Source organism: Vibrio sp. 1-1(7), assembly GCF_013048485.1.
Classification (GTDB): Bacteria; Pseudomonadota; Gammaproteobacteria; order Enterobacterales; family Vibrionaceae; genus Vibrio; species Vibrio fujianensis.
The window spans coordinates 1,477,542-1,494,887 of record NZ_VHSP01000001.1; the positions used below are offsets into that span (position 1 = coordinate 1,477,542).

Annotated in this window: 12 protein-coding genes; 9 read left to right on the top strand and 3 right to left on the bottom strand. The window is 42.9% G+C overall.

Annotated elements, in window-relative coordinates:
* Window positions 1-8 precede the first annotated feature (8 nt).
* The 3 genes from FKN05_RS06770 to dapD all read left to right on the top strand — a co-directional run bounded on the left by FKN05_RS06770 (window position 9) and on the right by dapD (window position 2,573).
* Complete coding sequence (locus FKN05_RS06770; RefSeq protein ID WP_099611868.1) at window positions 9-899, top strand: LysR family transcriptional regulator; 891 nt, start codon at window positions 9-11, stop codon at window positions 897-899.
* 91 nt (window positions 900-990) lie between these two features.
* Window positions 991-1,284, top strand: a complete 294-nt coding sequence (locus FKN05_RS06775; protein ID WP_099611867.1) for a YebG family protein — start codon at window positions 991-993, stop codon at window positions 1,282-1,284.
* Between the two features lie 257 nt (window positions 1,285-1,541).
* On the top strand, window positions 1,542-2,573 hold the full coding sequence (gene dapD, locus FKN05_RS06780) for a 2,3,4,5-tetrahydropyridine-2,6-dicarboxylate N-succinyltransferase (RefSeq protein ID WP_099611866.1): 1,032 nt from the start codon (window positions 1,542-1,544) through the stop codon (window positions 2,571-2,573).
* Between the two features lie 63 nt (window positions 2,574-2,636).
* On the opposite strand, the gene FKN05_RS06785 is transcribed toward dapD, so the two are convergent.
* Window positions 2,637-3,755, bottom strand: a complete 1,119-nt coding sequence (locus FKN05_RS06785) for a GNAT family N-acetyltransferase/peptidase C39 family protein (RefSeq protein WP_170887148.1) — start codon at window positions 3,753-3,755, stop codon at window positions 2,637-2,639.
* 81 nt (window positions 3,756-3,836) lie between these two features.
* Between FKN05_RS06785 and FKN05_RS06790 the strand changes: the two genes are divergently transcribed.
* From FKN05_RS06790 to FKN05_RS06810, 5 genes are all read left to right on the top strand, one after another.
* Complete coding sequence (locus FKN05_RS06790) at window positions 3,837-5,288, top strand: RimK family ATP-grasp domain-containing protein (protein ID WP_170887149.1); 1,452 nt, start codon at window positions 3,837-3,839, stop codon at window positions 5,286-5,288.
* Between the two features lie 185 nt (window positions 5,289-5,473).
* Window positions 5,474-6,412 carry a zinc transporter ZntB gene (locus FKN05_RS06795; RefSeq protein WP_099611864.1) on the top strand — a complete coding sequence of 313 codons (939 nt, stop codon included), beginning with the start codon at window positions 5,474-5,476 and terminating at the stop codon, window positions 6,410-6,412.
* Window positions 6,413-6,532: 120 nt separating this feature from the next.
* Window positions 6,533-7,681 carry a chromate efflux transporter gene (gene chrA / locus FKN05_RS06800; RefSeq protein WP_099611863.1) on the top strand — a complete coding sequence of 383 codons (1,149 nt, stop codon included), beginning with the start codon at window positions 6,533-6,535 and terminating at the stop codon, window positions 7,679-7,681.
* A gap of 321 nt (window positions 7,682-8,002) precedes the next feature.
* Complete coding sequence (locus FKN05_RS06805) at window positions 8,003-9,136, top strand: HD-GYP domain-containing protein (RefSeq protein ID WP_170887150.1); 1,134 nt, start codon at window positions 8,003-8,005, stop codon at window positions 9,134-9,136.
* 157 nt (window positions 9,137-9,293) lie between these two features.
* A complete protein-coding gene (locus FKN05_RS06810; RefSeq protein WP_099611861.1) occupies window positions 9,294-10,979 on the top strand; it encodes an AMP-binding protein in 1,686 nt (561 codons plus the stop codon).
* A gap of 144 nt (window positions 10,980-11,123) precedes the next feature.
* On the opposite strand, the gene fusA is transcribed toward FKN05_RS06810, so the two are convergent.
* Both fusA and radA read right to left on the bottom strand, forming a co-directional pair.
* Window positions 11,124-13,211 carry an elongation factor G gene (gene fusA / locus FKN05_RS06815; RefSeq protein WP_099611860.1) on the bottom strand — a complete coding sequence of 696 codons (2,088 nt, stop codon included), beginning with the start codon at window positions 13,209-13,211 and terminating at the stop codon, window positions 11,124-11,126.
* Between the two features lie 226 nt (window positions 13,212-13,437).
* A complete protein-coding gene (radA, locus tag FKN05_RS06820) occupies window positions 13,438-14,817 on the bottom strand; it encodes a DNA repair protein RadA (RefSeq protein WP_099611859.1) in 1,380 nt (459 codons plus the stop codon).
* Window positions 14,818-14,993: 176 nt separating this feature from the next.
* On the opposite strand from radA, the gene FKN05_RS06825 reads away from it, so the two are divergent.
* Complete coding sequence (locus FKN05_RS06825) at window positions 14,994-17,333, top strand: PilZ domain-containing protein (protein WP_099611858.1); 2,340 nt, start codon at window positions 14,994-14,996, stop codon at window positions 17,331-17,333.
* Window positions 17,334-17,346: the final 13 nt, after the last annotated feature.

Sequence of the window (17,346 nt, forward strand, 5' to 3'; positions counted from 1 at the left end):
AAACGCCTATGAGTTTCCCTATTTCACTAAAGCAACTCAACGTCTTTATGATGATTACCCAGCATAAAACTTTGACCGCAGCCGCTGAGTCATTATTTCTTTCCAAAGCGGCCGTGAGCATGGCGTTAGCTGAATTGGAAAAGCAATTAGGGCATGCATTGTTCGATAGAGTTAATAATCGACTAATTCTCAACCAAGAAGGCCACAAGCTACTTCCTTTCGCTGATGAGCTGCTGGGCCGAGCAAAAGATCTTCATCATCTCTTTGATGAAGACAGCACCCTCTCTGGTCAGTTACGAATTGGAGCCAGTGATACAATTGGAAATCAAGTTGCTCCCTACTTATTAAGTGCTTTTCGACAGCAATTTGATCATTATGCGCAAAGTTTGTTTATCTCCAATACGGCACTGATTTGCCAAAAATTAGTCGATTACGAACTTGATGTCGCCTTAATCGAAGGAAAAACATTACACCCTGAATTGCTGGCCAAAGAGTTTGCCCATGATCAAATGTGCATTATTTGCTCTCCTTCGCATCCACTGGTTAAGAAAGCCGATATTCGTGTCGCTGATTTTGAACAAAGCCAGTGGGTATTACGCGAATCTGGCTCTGGCTCTCGAGAGTTTTTTATGCGGGTGATTGCGCCTCGCATTGAGCAATGGCAAGAAAGTTTCGAACTCAATACTACCGAGGCATTGATCAATAGTGTGTCTGCGGGTCTGGGGCTAGGGTGCCTGTCACAATTAGCCGCACAATGTGCACTCAACGATGGGCGAGTTCGTCTATTGAACGTACCACTGGATATGAAACGTCGATTTTGGGTACTGGTTCATAAAGAAAAATACCAAAATCCACTACTAAAAAACTTTATCGCGTTTTGTCACCAGTGGCCCGGCTGACCTCTCAATTTTAGTGGCTTATCTGGACTTTACTCCACAAAAACTGTATAAAAAGCCAGTAATTTTTTTAGCACAATGTAGAGGATGAACCATGGCCGTCATCGTTAAGTACGTGGTGGAGCGCAACGGAGAAGAGAAAATGACATTTACCTCGAAAGCCGAAGCTGACGCTTATGACAAAATGCTGGATATGGCAGATGAGTTATTTGAGCTGTTAGGTAAAAGCGCTCTGATCGACGAAGAAAGCAAGCAAGAAGAACTCGCTCTTTTCTTGGCACAAAATAAAGAAGAGGTGTTAATCGCTCTGGGTGCAAAACGTAAACCCACTCCACCGAAAAAACCGAAAGCAGTCAAGAGCGATGAACCCGTCGATGATGCCGCTTAAGCCTGTTAAACCGTTGCCTCGCAGCGGTTTTTCTATCTAACAAGACATATCTATCGTTAAAAAGACAAAAGGTATCGGTCTACAGACGGATCAATCATCCCCCCTTTCTTCCCGTTCAGACTCTCTTTAAGATATCTTTTAACATCGCAATAACGCCGCTCACCAACAAAGTTAGTCAACATTAACCAATGTATGAGTGGCCACATTAAGTCATCAACAATATGATGGAATTAAGCCCTTATTTATGGAGAACTCACATGGCGAATTTTGCCCTTGGCTTTGGTACGGCCACAAAAAATCGTAACGGAAAAATTATTGAGGCATTTTTCCCTCATCCTGTTCTTAACCCAAGTGATGCGCTCGTTAGTGCTTTGGCGAACATTTCAGGCTATCAACAAGGCAACCAAGCTTTAGAAATATCAGCAGAACAAAGCGCCCAATTAGCTAATGCTTTTGCGGCCAATGGTCAAGCGGCTAATGCTGCCTTGGCCGATAAAGCGGCAAAATCTACTCAGCCGTTAGTATTGGTGATTCTCGCCACGGATGATAAACCACAAACCGTGGCTGAAGGCTTCTTAAAACTTCAACTCATTTCACACCGCCTAGTCCAGCCTCATGGCACAGTGCTCGAAGGTATTTTTGGTTTGCTACATAATATTGCGTGGACCAACGAAGGGCCAATTGACCTTCCTGAACTGGCAGAACGCCAAATTGATGCTCGTTTAGCGGGGCGTTCATTGAGTGTCGATTGTGTAGATAAATTCCCGAAAATGGTTGATTACATTGTCCCTGCCGGGGTTCGTATTGCTGATACCGCTCGCGTTCGCCTAGGCGCTCACGTTGGCGAGGGAACCACGGTTATGCACGAAGGTTTTATCAACTTTAATGCCGGAACTACCGGAGTAAGCATGGTTGAAGGGCGTATCTCGGCTGGTGTGATGGTCGGCAATGGCTCCGATATCGGTGGTGGTGCTTCGATTATGGGCACGCTCTCTGGTGGAGGAAAAGTCGTGGTGTCTATTGGTGAAAACTCTCTGCTCGGTGCCAATGCTGGCCTTGGCTTCCCATTAGGTGATCGCTGCACCATTGAGTCCGGCCTTTATGTCACCGCTGGAACCAAAGTTCGTATGCTAGATAAAGAAGGCAATGAAGTCGAAACCATCAAAGCTCGTGAACTGGCTGGGGTTTCTGATCTACTTTTCCGTCGTAACTCACAAACCGGTCAAGTGGAATGCTTAGCGAACAAATCTGCCGTGCAACTCAATAGCGAACTACATAGTAATAACTAATTGATTTTGTTATATAATTAATAACATTAACTCACTCATGACTAGGGCCGGTGTTCTCTGGCCCTATATATTGCCAGTCGTTTGCTGATCGCTCTTAGCTCGACTGATCACAACACAAGCAATCTGTTTTTGTTTGCCAAAGCCTATAATTTGCGATAAGGCTTTTTTCCCCACAGGCACATAAGCCGACCCTATCGCATGCTGCTCAGACTCAGCATGGGGATCGTGGAAAAAGAAAAACTTCTCACTCATGCCGCTCAGTACTATCCAATGGGGTTCCTTTTTCCCATCAAAACGATAGGTACTAATAAGCAATAAAACACAAGCACCCTGATTGATCCACACTTCGAATTGCGACTGACTCGGTGGTGCATCAATAATATCAACCGCTTGCTCATGGAGTTGCTGACAAAAGTCTTGGTGAACTAACTCTATTACGGTTTTTTTATTCGCATCTCGAACGCTGTCGATAAAAGGAATGCCTTGTGACTGACTCCACAACTCAACATGAAACCCGCGTTTTGCCGCTGCTAATGCTAAACCTTGCCCACTACAACCACCGTGACCTGCCGCCATAAAAATCGTGGTAGCTTCACGCCACAATTGCAGCTCTTGTGTTCGACTGGGTTGAAAACAAGCATCCAAACCAGAGAAGCTCATCAATAAACAAGCCGCTCCACAGGTAAATGGCGTCGTTTGTACATAAAGCGGCATCGGGAGCAAAACTTTCGGCCCGTGTGGAATTAAGCGCTTTTGCATCCGGCGTCCATCACATAAATCATCATAATAATGGATCAAACATTTCAAGGTTTGATAACCCATTCTTTCATACAATTTTATCGCGGGTATATTGTCTTCACGCACTTCTAGCCGTAATGTAGTAAAGCCTTGATCAAGAGCGGCACGCTCGCATTGCTCAACCAGCATTTGAGCAATCCTCCGGCCTCTGAAATCGGGTTTAACGGCAATCGAATACAACCTTGAGAGCTGTGTACCTTGATGAAATAGTAGCAAAGCATAACCAGCTAACTGGTCACCAGAATCGGCGACAAAGAGTACCGAGTGACTGGAGTGTAAAAAACGCTTCATTTGACGCGGAGAAATTTTGTCTCCCTCAAACAGCTGTTGTTCTAACGCATTAAGCGCAGCGAGATCAGCACTTTTCGCAAGACGAAAGTCCATACGACGTCCTCATTGGATGAAAAAGTGGTTGGTAAGATTGTGTTTCAATCATAGACCTATTGATTTAGGAAGAATATAGCCATGGCAAACCTTTTAATCGTGACCGATCAAGCCAGTGATTGGCAACAATATTTCCCTTCAGAACAAGTAGTTAGCGTTGACCAATACCTAGAAGCAGAATGGAAATCGACCCAGCGTAGCGTACAAGTGGTCAATTTATGTCGCGATTACGATTATATGAGTACTGGGTATTACTGCTCTTTATTAGCCGAAGCCCGAGGTCATCGAGTGATTCCGAGGGTGATGGCGATTAATGACATTAACCAACCTTTCTTACTTTCATCTGGATTGGTTAAACTCAATAAGCTATGTAAAAATATTGAGGCAATTCATTGTAAAATCTATTTTGGCCGTACACCAGAAAAAGGGCTAGAGAAACTGGCTCAACGTTTGTTTGAACAATTTATGGTGCCCGTTATAGAACTGGATATGAATAAAATTCACGGTCAATGGCAAATCCATAAGATTGCCCCCTTCCCTTTCCAAGACTTACAAGATAGCGAACAGGATTTTTTTATTGAATCGCTAGAACTTTTCTCGAGCAAAATTTGGCGAAAACCGAAACAAGAAAAAAAATACCGATACGATATCGCTATGTTGGTGGATGAAGAGGAAAAAATGCCCCCCTCCGATGCCTCAGCGTTAAAACATTTCCGCCGAGCCGCCAATCGGTTAGGAATGAACTTAGAACGACTCTCTCCAGACGATCTCTCCCGACTTGGCGAATTTGATGGGTTATTTATTCGAGCCACCACCAATATTAGTAACTACACCTATCGTTTTGCCAAAACAGCAGAAAAAATGGGATTAATTGTGATGGATGACTCTGAGTCGATCATGAAATGTACTAATAAGGTTTTTTTAACCGAGTTATTACAGCGTAATCACGTTCCTGCACCCAAAAGTGTCATCGTGCAAGGCTTTGATACGCAATGGAAAAGCTACCTGATGGGGCAGCTTGATTTTCCAATGGTGTTAAAAATTCCAGACGGTGCCTTCTCACGAGGCGTAGTCAAAGTACGCGATGAGCAAGAGCTAGAAAAAGAAGCAAATACGTTGTTTAAAAAAAGTGCCTTGATTTTAGCTCAAGCCTTTATGCCGACTGATTTTGATTGGCAAATCGGGGTTATAAATCGCCAGGCGATTTATGCTTGTAAATATATGATGAGCCGTGGCCATTGGCAGATTTATCAACACCATAGTAGTGGCAGAGTCTCTTCTGGTGGCTTCGAAACACTGGACTTAAAACAAGTACCAAAACCAGTTGTCGACATTGCGGTCAAGGCGGCAAACCTGATCGGTAGCGGATTCTATGGTGTCGACCTTAAAGAGATTGATGGCCAAGTGTATGTGATTGAGGTGAACGACAACCCCAGTATTGATCATCACGTTGAAGATGCTTTTCTTGGTGAGTTACTGTACGACCGAATCATGACTGAGTTTTTACGTCGTATTCAGATGCGTGGCTTTTAAACGTCTTATCTCACCGCTGAAGGCTTGGAGTTGCAACCACTGGGGCAACTTCAAGTTAAACTGAGATAATCATGTTTAACATAACCATGTTTGATATAACCATGTTTGATATAACCATGTTTGACTCTGACCCAAGGACTCCTTTATAAAAGTACTTGGGTTTATTTTTACAAAAGGAAAGAGAGATGGATGATCTTATCGCTCACTGGGAATTCAGTCCTCATCCGATATCGTGTTCCCGACAGATGCCTCAAGCAATTAAAGCAAATCACTGGTATCACTGCCAACGCGATAAAGAAGGGCTGCGCAGCTGGTTACTCGATAATACCATTCCACCTTCTATCGTCGACAGTTTACTGGCCGAAGACACCCGCCCATTATTTGAACAGTATGATGAGCAAAACTTTTTACTGATTTTACGCGGAATCAATCTCAATAAACACGCCGATCCTTCCGATATGATAAGTATTCGTATGCTCTATTATCAAGGCGCTTTGATCACCAGCAGGAAAATTCCATCAAAAACCCTTACTGAAATACATGACTTATTAACCAAGGGAAATGGCCCTAAAAACCTCGCCGACCTAATCCTATCCATTATTGATGGGCTGAACAAAAATATTGATGATTACCTCGATTCAGTAGAAGAGAAGATCACCTTATTTGATGACGAAACAGAACTAAGCCTCCCACTGATCGAAACCCATAAAGCTTTACTGAAAATAAAACGCTTTATTAAACCTCAACAATACGCTATCGATGATTATCAATCCTCAAGCAGTTTACTCGCAACCACAAAACAGCTACGTTTGCGTCATAGTGTCAATACCATCATTCGTATCAATGAAACATTAGACTTTTTTCTGAGTGAACTCGAAATTATCAAGGGTGAACTTCGTCAATATCACGCAGAAAGAATGAATCAAAATACTTACCTTTTTTCAGTTATTGCCGCTATTTTTTTACCCACTAGCTTTTTAACTGGCTTGCTAGGCGTCAATGTGGGGGGAATACCTGGAACAGAATCACCGTTCGCATTTGCATTATTTTGTGGCAGTTTAGTCGCCATTTTCATTCTAGAATTTTGGATTTTACGTCGTTTACGGTTTCTAACGAATCAGTGAGTTACCACAGAATAGGTTTGCTGATTTCGGGAGAACCATGCCAGCCACGCAAGGATCGTTGTTCATTGATTGAATAAGTAGACCCATTGGTATCGTCTCACGTGAATAAAGGAATGCCTTATGTGGGAAATATTTAAAACTTTTTTTATTTTAGGCTGGATCTGTTTTGGTGGCCCCGCCGCTCATATTGGCTATTTTCGCCAAACCTTTGTGGCTCAACGTCAGTGGCTAAGCGATCAACAGTACGCTCAACTGGTTGCTTTAAGTCAGTTTTTACCTGGGCCAGGGTCAAGCCAAGTTGGTTTTGCTATTGGTTATCAGCGTGGGGGATTAATCGGTGCCAGTCTTGCTTTTCTTGGCTTTACGCTTCCTTCCATATTTTTAATGCTATTATTAGGCGTCGTTAGTCAACAATGGCTTAACCATCCACTGTTTGATCACCTGATCCACGGTTTAAAATTACTCGCCGTACTGGTGGTCGCCGATGCTACTTGGGGAATGTATCAAAGCTTTTGTCGCCGTAATTTAACTCATAGCCTATGCTTAATCAGTGCGGTCACTTTACTACTCTTTCCTGGAATTTTCTCCCAAATTGGCATATTGATATTTGCCGCTATGGTCGGCATGGGCTGGCTACAAAAACCACACTCATCTTTTAATTCAACTAAATTTAGCCTTAACTGGTGGCCGATGCTACTTTTCGCTGCTCTCTTCATTGGGCTTCCTTGGCTAACTCAGGATCAACCTATCCTAGCCTTATTTGAAACGTTTTTTTATGCTGGCAGCTTAGTGTTTGGTGGTGGGCATGTGGTGATGCCTCTATTGCAAGGTTTACTCGCAGACCAAATCTCTACCGATACGTTTTTAACTGGCTATGCTGCGGCTCAAGCGGTACCTGGGCCAATGTTTACACTCGCAACGTATTTAGGCGGTCATCTATTTCCCGACGCTCCTATTTGGGGATCGCTTATCGCAACCGCTGCCATTTTTCTGCCGGGTTTTTTACTCTTACTGAGTGTATTAAAAAATTGGCAAACATTATCTAACCAGCCCTTAGTTTCTGGTGCACTAAGCGGAGTGAACGCTGCTGTAGTCGGGCTATTACTTGCCGCACTCTATCAACCGGTTTTCATCAGTTCGGTTTTAGTGCCGATAGACGCAGCTTTACTGATTATCGGCTATGGATTATGGAAGATCGCCCGCTGGCCAATTCTTGGCCTCGTTGGTTTTTATCTTCTCTGTGGATTAGGGTTGGCATTAATTGGGTAAAAAGAAGGGAATTTTTGCTGAGTAGATCGGTTAGTTCTCATTTTATCGCCTAAACTAAAATAAGCGACTATACCCAAACAACTTGGCGTTGCAGGTAGGCAGCAAGTGAGTGACAAATTTATCTGGGAAAATTTGAACAGCCGTAGGCTGGCCTTTAGTGAGAGCCACGGATGGTTCTCATAATCTCCATGAAGATAGGCAAGCTATGTAATTGGGGTGAACGAACGTAGCCCCCCTGCAGCTTCAAGTAGGAAGGGTATACCCCTAGTTGAACGGCATAAAATAGAAAATAATCGCACCAACAAGAAGGATGGCACCGATATGGAGAATAACGATTTACATGACTTCTTTGCTATTGCTGGAACGTTAAATCATCAATTGTCTCATATTCATCAGCGGATCATCACCCACGATCCAATGATTGCACGCCTCTCTTTTGCGCTATACGATGCCGAGCATGATGAATTAAAAACATACGCGGGTAGCACATTAAACGGCCTTGAACTCGCCCATTACTCTTGCGTTTTGAATGACTTACCTTCACTAAGGCAGTGTATTGAATCCGGAGAAGTTCGTTATATTAATGACCTACCGCACGAACTCAATTCGACCCATCCGCATAACCGTTGGTTAATCGCACAAGGTTTTCAGTCCTCTTTGGCCTTACCTGTTTATCACGCGCAAACCTTTATTGGGTTTATCTTTCTTAATTCTTGTGAAAAAAATGCTTTTAATCCGGAAAAATATACCACTCTCAAACCTTTTATTGACATCATTCGTTTTGTCGTTAGCTCTGAATATGATTTAGTCCATTCACTGATCACTGCTGCCACTGAGATGAATGAAAAATCAGTTGAACATTGGCAAGAGTCTAGAGCACACAAAGAGCGGATCAGCCGTTTTGCTCGGGTAATAGCTTTAGAAGTGGCGAGTATTTATCAATTAGATGATGAACTGATCGAACATATTAGCCAATTTTCTAAATGCCATGACATCGGAAAACTGTCAGTTCCAAGCCAACTTTTAAATAAACCGAGCGCTCTAGGTCATGATGAACGAGTGTTATTAAATCAGCATGTAGAGAAGGGGATTGAGATCATTAACCAAATCATTGATGAGATCGGCTCGCCAGAACATCCTAGCGTGTCTATTCTTAAAGAAATTGTGGCTTATCACCATGAGTTTCTTGATGGCAGTGGCTACCCTTATGGATTAACTGAAGAATCCATTCCTATCTCGGCTCGGATTATTGCTGTTGCCAATATTTTTGATGCCTTAACCAATCATCGGCCTTATAAACAAGCGTGGTCGATCCCTTTTGCCTTATTAGAATTAGAGAAAATGGTGAACGCTGGTAAATTAGATAAACATTGCGTTAATGCACTGCGTTATCATCAGGATTATATTAAACGGGTCATTGAAGCTTATCCAGAAGTCGATCCGCAAGATCGATAACTAGGGTCTGTTGTTAAAAAAATAATACTTTTATTTAAATTATAAAAATCGGCCATAGGCAATAAATGTGAGTTAATTCCACTAACATCCTCTGACTCCTGTGCTACATTTATAGTTAATTAACATAAATATAACAAATCAAACATGGAGTTAGAGAATGAACCATCCTAACAAGTTAAGCCAAACAACTTGTGCTCTCCCGCCACCCAATGAAATGATTTTAACTTGGGCACAAACTCGTCCTCACGATGTGTATCTCCGACAAATTATCAATCGCGAATTTGTTGAGTTCACATTTTCTCAAGTCGCTGATAGCGCATTAAGGCTTGTTTCAGCATTGCGAGCTTTAGGCGCGGAACCTGGAGATAAAATAGCATTAATCTCTAAAAACTGTGCTGAATGGTTTATCTGCGATCTAGCGATGATGCTCGGCGATTATGTCAGTGTTCCAATTTTTCCTACAGCAGGCTCTGATACCATTGAATATTGTATCCGTCACAGTGAAAGTAAAATATTAATTGCCGGTAAACTTGATGATGCGAAAGCCACAACCCAAGTATTAGAGGAGATGCCTGATTTACTCAGTATTGCGTTACCCTATCCTTCTGCTCCTCAATGCCAATATCAATATCATGACTTAATAAAGCAACATTTACCCAGTGAAGAACGACCACAACATTACGATGATAAACTGATGTCTTTGGTATACACATCCGGCACATCAGGCTTGCCAAAAGGAGCTATGCTCACCTATGGTGCTTTTTCTTGGTCAGTACAACAATTGATCAACCAGATTGGCATTGAAAAAGAAGATAGGCTGTTTTCCTACCTCCCACTCGCTCATATTACCGAACGAGTTTATGTCTTTGGTACCTCAATTCAAGGCGGTGTCTTAACCGCATTTCCTGAATCCTTAGATACGTTTATTGAAGATGTAAAAATGCAGCGTCCAACGCTATTTATCTCCGTACCTAGGCTATGGACTCTGTTTCAGCAACGCATTCAAGATAAATTGCCACAGAGAAAACTCGATATTTTACTCAAAATTCCGTTAGTAAATAGCTTAATCAAACGAAAATTAGCCGATGGGCTTGGTTTAAACAAAGCTCGGGTACTCGGTTGTGGTTCAGCCCCCGTCTCGCCTGCATTACTTAAGTGGTATCACAGTGTTGGACTCAGTATCACTGAAGCTTGGGGGATGACAGAGTCTTTTGCTTATAGCACACTTAATTATCCTTTTAGAGCCGATAAAATAGGCACGGTTGGTCACTCCGGCCCAGGTATTCGTCTAAAAATTACCGATGAAGGAGAAATACTGGTGCATAGCAAAGGAGTGTTCTCTGGATACTACAAAAATGATACCGCGACGAAGGAAGCATTTGATAGTGACGGTTGGCTACACACGGGTGATAAAGGAAATATTGATGCTGATGGCTACTTAACTATCCAAGGCCGAATTAAAGATACCTTTAAAACAGCAAAAGGAAAATTTGTCTCTCCAGTACCGATTGAAAATAAACTCTTTGAATACAGCCGGGTAGAAATGCTCTGTTTGATCGGTCTTGGTTTACCAGCCCCCATTTTACTCGTTGTGCCTCACAACTTTCCTCATTTTGATAAAGCTCGCTATGAAAGAAGCACAAAAAAAGTGATCGATAAAATCAATGCGCAACTTGAATCTCATGAACAGATAAAAGGGGTGTTGATGATTAAAGATCCTTGGAGTATTGATAATGGTATTCTGACGCCAACTTTAAAAATAAAACGGCACGTATTAGAACAAAAATATCATGAAGTCGGACAAAACTGGCCAAAAGATCAATTGATCGTCTGGGAAAAATAACGTGCAAACGAGAAACTAATAATCTTATTGTTGGCTCGATAATAAAGCAGAAATTTAGGTTTAGCATCGAATAACAAAATCAGCTCCATAAAAAAGCCCCATCAGCTTTACTGATGGGGCTTTTTAAGCATCTAAATTAAAGAATTACTTCTTCTCTTTTTTCGCTTTAACGTCAGCAATCACGGCTTCAGCAACGTTAGCTGGACATGGTGCGTAGTGTGAGAACTCCATAGAGAACTGACCACGACCAGATGTCATTGTACGTAGCGTACCGATATAACCAAACATTTCAGATAGTGGAACGTCAGCTTTAACACGAACGCCAGTTACACCCGCTTCTTGGTCTTTGATCATACCGCGACGACGGTTTAAGTCACCGATAACGTCACCGACGTGATCGTCTGGAGTGAACACGTCAACTTTCATGATAGGCTCAAGAAGTTGTGGGCCCGCTTTAGGCATAGATTGACGGAATGCACCTTTCGCCGCGATTTCAAATGCGATTGCAGATGAGTCCACTGCGTGGAAGCCACCATCAAATAGTTCAACTTCAACGTCCAGAGTTGGGAAGCCAGCAAGAACACCCTCTTGCATCATGCCTGCAAAACCTTTTTCGATTGCTGGCCAGAATTCCTTAGGAACGTTACCACCAACAACCGTTGATTTGAAAGTGAAACCAGAATTTAGTTCACCAGGCTTGATACGGTAATCAATCTTACCGAACTGACCAGAACCACCAGACTGTTTCTTGTGTGTGTAGCTATCTTCAACCGCTTTGGTGATTGTCTCACGATAAGCAACTTGCGGTGCACCGACTTCTAGCTCAACACCATAAGTACGTTTCAGGATATCAACTTTGATATCTAGGTGAAGTTCACCCATACCTTTAAGGATGGTTTCGCCTGAATCTTCGTCAGTTTCAACTTGGAATGATGGATCTTCTGCAACCATTTTACCGATCGCAATACCCATTTTCTCTGAACCATTTTTATCTTTAGGCTTAACCGCGATAGAGATAACTGGATCTGGGAAGATCATTGGTTCTAGCGTACATTCGTGCTTTGGATCACAAAGAGTGTGACCAGTTTGAACGTTCTTCATGCCAACAACAGCGATGATGTCACCCGCTTGCGCAGAATCAATTTCGTTACGTTGGTCAGCGTGCATTTCAACCATACGGCCGATACGTTCAGTTTTACCTGTAGCACTGTTAAGAATGGTGTCGCCTTTTTTCATCTTACCTGAGTAGATACGGATAAAGGTCAAGGCACCAAAACGGTCATCCATGATCTTAAACGCAAGCGCGCGTAGTGGCTCATCAGCAGAGACTGTCGCAACTTTACCTGTTGCTTCACCCGTTTCAGGATCAGTCAGAGGCTGAGGATCAACTTCAGTTGGCGATGGTAGGTAATCAACAACTGCATCTAGGATAAGCTGCATACCTTTGTTTTTGTAAGCAGAACCACAGTAAGTTGGGAAGAATGCTAGATCACGAGTACCTTTACGAATACAACGTTTGATGTCTTCTAGAGAAGGTTCTTCACCTTCCATGTAAGCCATCATGAGTTCATCATCCATCTCAACAGCAGTTTCAATCAACAGCTCACGGTATTCAGCCGCTTTCTCAACCATATCAGCTGGAATATCAGTAACTTCGTAGTTTTCTGGTAAGCCTGAATCATCCCAAATGTATGCTTTTTGGCTCAGTACATCGACTACGCCTTTGAAATCGTCTTCGATACCGATAGGTAGAGTCATCACAAGTGGTGTAGCGCCAAGAACATTCTTCACTTGATCAACGACACGGTAGAAATCTGCACCCATACGGTCCAGTTTATTGACGAAAATAATCCGTGATACGTGTGAGTCATCAGCATAACGCCAGTTGGTTTCTGATTGAGGTTCAACACCACCAGAACCACAGAATACACCGATACCACCGTCAAGAACTTTCAAAGAACGATAAACTTCAATAGTGAAGTCTACGTGTCCAGGAGTATCGATGATGTTTAGGCGGTGATCTTTCCAGAAACAAGTAGTCGCAGCCGACTGGATAGTAATACCACGTTCAGCTTCCTGTTCCATAAAGTCAGTGGTGGTCGTACCGTCGTGACTGTCACCCATTTTATGGATTTTACCAGTTAGCTTTAGGATACGCTCGGTAGAGGTAGTTTTCCCCGCATCTACGTGAGCAAAAATACCAATGTTTCTGTATTTTGATAAGTCGGTCATTGTCTTACTCTGTTAATAAGGTATAAAGTGCGCGCAGAGTATATCACAATCTGTCAAGACTGATAGCCCTGCTTACGCTTGCTGAAAAAAAATAGTTAATGATTGTCTATTGCTGATGAAATATAGGTGATAGCGGCGAAAGACGCGAGTAAAGATCGGTGAAATTTACTTCGCCATCACACACCACCATTAAGAAAATCCTGCTGATTGGTCGTGTAGCCCAGATTTAAAGTTCATCAAAAGCACTAATCGCTTCCGATAACTTTCTCACGCCATGTATCTGCATACCAGTAATTCCATTTTTGGGCATGTTAGCAATAGGCACAATTGCTTTCGTAAAACCATGTTTAAAAGCCTCATTAAGCCGCTCTTGTCCGCTTGGAACAGGACGTATTTCACCAGCCAAGCCAACTTCACCGAACACGACCACATCTTTAGGTAAAGGCTTATCCCGAAAACTCGATAGCAAGGCCATCAGTAAGGCAAGGTCAGCACTGGTTTCTGTCACCTTCACCCCACCAACAACATTTACAAACACGTCCTGATCGGCCATTTGTAAGCCACCATGTTTATGTAATACCGCTAACAAGAGTGACAGCCGGTTTTGCTCTAAGCCAACCGCGACTCGTCTAGGATTTGCTAACTGGGAATAATCCACCAATGCTTGAATTTCAACCAATAGTGGGCGAGTTCCTTCCCAAACCACCATGACAGAACTCCCTGAGGTTGCTTCTTCTCCGCGAGATAAAAAGATTGCTGAAGGATTGCTCACTTCTCGCAAGCCTTGCCCGGTCATAGCAAACACGCCCAGCTCATTAACCGCCCCAAAGCGGTTTTTATGACTTCGCAAAGTTCGAAAGCGGCTATCAGCACCACCATCAAGAAGCACAGAGCAATCGATAATGTGCTCCAGTACTTTTGGACCTGCCAGAGTACCATCTTTGGTGACATGGCCAACAATAAACACCGCGACATTATTTTGTTTCGCGTAACGTGTCAAGGCTGTTGCCGACTCTCGAACTTGAGCAACACTGCCAGGAGAAGACTGAACATCAGCGACATGCATCACTTGGATTGAATCAATCACCATGATGCGAGGTTGCTCTTTTTCGGCGATCTGACAAACGCGATCAACATTGGTTTCAGAGAGCATTTTTAAATGCTCCTTCGGTAATCCAAGCCGAGCTGCGCGCATCGCGACTTGTTGTAATGACTCCTCTCCTGTCACGTATAACGTGGGCATCTGAGCAGAAAGCAAACACATGGTTTGTAGTAGCAATGTTGACTTACCGGCTCCAGGATTTCCGCCGATTAAAATGGCCGCTCCGGGTACAACGCCACCACCTAAAACTCGATCAAACTCTTTAAAACCACTACTAAAGCGGGGAACTTCCTGAAGATCAATCTCCGATAGAGTTTGTACTTGTGTTTCCGCCGCACCGCCTGCATACCCCATCAAGCGCTCATGACGAGCCACCTGAGGAGAAGCCGCTAAGCGTACTTCAGAAATGGTATTCCAGGCCCCACATGCATTACACTGCCCCTGCCAGCGTGGAAAATCTGCCCCACATTCGTTACACACATAAGCGCGTTTCGCTTTTGCCATGAATCCTCAAAACTTATCTGAACTGTGAACTAAAAGGTTTATGAAAAAGTTAAATCACTGCACTATAGACTAACATCATAGTTATGTTACTCACATAAACCTCTAAAGATTAAAGCAGTAACGCCGATAAATCAGTAGCGGCTCACTCTAACAGAGATTCACTTTACTAGAAACGTATGCAGCAATCCGAAATCCTCTCTTTCGCTGAACAACTCATTCCGGTGTACCACTCACCCGATTTTGAGTACCTACTATCTCAGATAACAGATGGTCAACCTCCTTCTGTCAAACTTTTAGTTAAGATGGAGCTCAACAGAGTAATGGCTCCTTGTTCAAAAATCATCGACTTACGAGGAAAAGTGCAGGGAGAGTGCCGAGAATATGATTTAGATGGCCGTAAACATTGGCTTGATGATGTTGCGTTTAATGCTTACCACAAAGGCATTAAAAAGTTTGGTGGCTATACGGAAGGCGTTTGGGAAAACCTCTACAATACGCATAATAATTTCCGAGTGATGAAACAACGGAATGACGGATCAAAATCCTCATCCGCCACTAGTGCCTCTTTTCAGGTCGAAGCAATAACACTTGGTTACGACCTACAACGGCAAGAAAATCGTTTAAAGCTAGCTACACAGGTTCAAATAACCCTCAATGATCAGTTTCTGCATGGTATCAGCGTTGACTTATCGGCCTCTGGGGGGAAATTTAAAGTTCCAGCGGCATTTAACTACAAACTAGGCCAAGTGATTCAAGTTCGTTTTAGCGAACTTGAAAAAACGTTAACCATACCCGGCATAACCGAAACGGTAGAGTATCGAATTCTGGCTATTGATGACTCTTATGATAATGACGCCGTCAAGTTTCTACGAACGTTAAAGCTGACCGAAACAACTCTTGTTGAAAATATCATTAATGAGGTTTTAGCCAGCAATCATCAAAAAGCTCGTCACGACAATCAAGATAAAATTATTCGAGCCCGAACAAGGGGATACGAACATACTTATCTTAAGCACACCTGTAACCTCCCCCTCTTTTTTAGTGGTAATGATTTAAAACTGGTACTTCTAACAGAGCATAATCAACCGACATGGCAATATTGGCATGACGAACGTAACCAACAAATGCTAGGCAGTGTTTTTAATCGCTCTCGGATGTCCTTACTCACCCAACCTGGGGTTGCCGATAGCGGAAACGTACTGTATGCGTTTAAACATCAACACCAAGATAAAACCTTATTTTTTTCGATGATGATGCCCGAGGCGCACCCCGCTCATCGAAAACTATTTTGGCATGTTGGGGCCAAAAAGGAGAGTTGGAAGGCGTTTCAGCTCACCATGTTTGAACTCTCCAATCAAGAACGCCAAGAGCTAGCACTACATGCCAAAGAACTGGCTGAACATTCAAATCAACTGACGCACTGCGGAATACTACAAGAGATTGCTGATGCCAGTGCAGCAACCGATTATTTACTGGTTGAAAAGCCTAAACTCGCTGCCAATGAATTAAATGCATTTCGCCACACACGTCAAGTGGTTGGTAAACCGATGGGAATCTACTTTGATGCTCGCTCACGACGTAAAGAACCGAGGTACCGTTTTCGTACCCCATTGCAATTAAAAATGCAAAAACAGGTGATTGCCGAAGGCGTTACGGTTGATCTCTCTAAACGAGGCTTAAGCATTATTCTTGATAAACCGGTCGCGCTTAAAGCGGGCGACAAAGTTCAGATTAACTACCATGAACTTAAGCTGTATGACTCCAACTTACCGCTCGATGCTCTTCCCTATCAGGTCATTCGTATTGGTCCAGAAGGACGACGCTTACAACTCATGATTGAGGAAAATTCGGCAACAATGAAAAGCATCGCCTTTTTTAATAGTATTATCGAACATAATCAAGATAAGTTGCTACCGCAAAAAGAACAATTACCAAGCCCCGCTCTCCTTGAAGGGCTACATAATATCTTGCTCGATAAAATGGTCAGTTCTCCGATATTTGTCGATAAAGTCGGCGTTAACCTAAGACCTAAAGTCATTGGTGTTAACTACCCACTCCCCCCTCACCTGACCTTGCTCGCCAAACTTGGAGAGAGTGATCATTTGTCTCTTGAACCTATTTTTAAAGGCCATACCAACACATTACTTGCCTCACCAATGCGCCGAATCGAGAAAGCAGAAGCTCATTATCATGAAGTGTATATCGCAGCGGTTAAATTTGCCGACCGTATTCAATCCGTTGAGTCTCGTCTGTTGCATGAGTTTGATTCACTAAAAGAACGAGTTGAATTTATCCGCAAAGGTAAAGAAATGGGAGAACTTTACGTTCTTCGAATTTGTGCAGCTCCTGTTTTTGATCCGTTCACGACTTTATTACAAAGTGATCTCAATGAGCTGGCTTTAATTAATTTAAGCCAAGCAAAAAATTTGGAAAAAGAGATCGGTTCGATCGTGGGTTATGGAGAGCTTGCTGATATAACAGAAGAGGTTTTGACTCGTTTAGAAATCAAGCCATAACACCTCTTCTGTT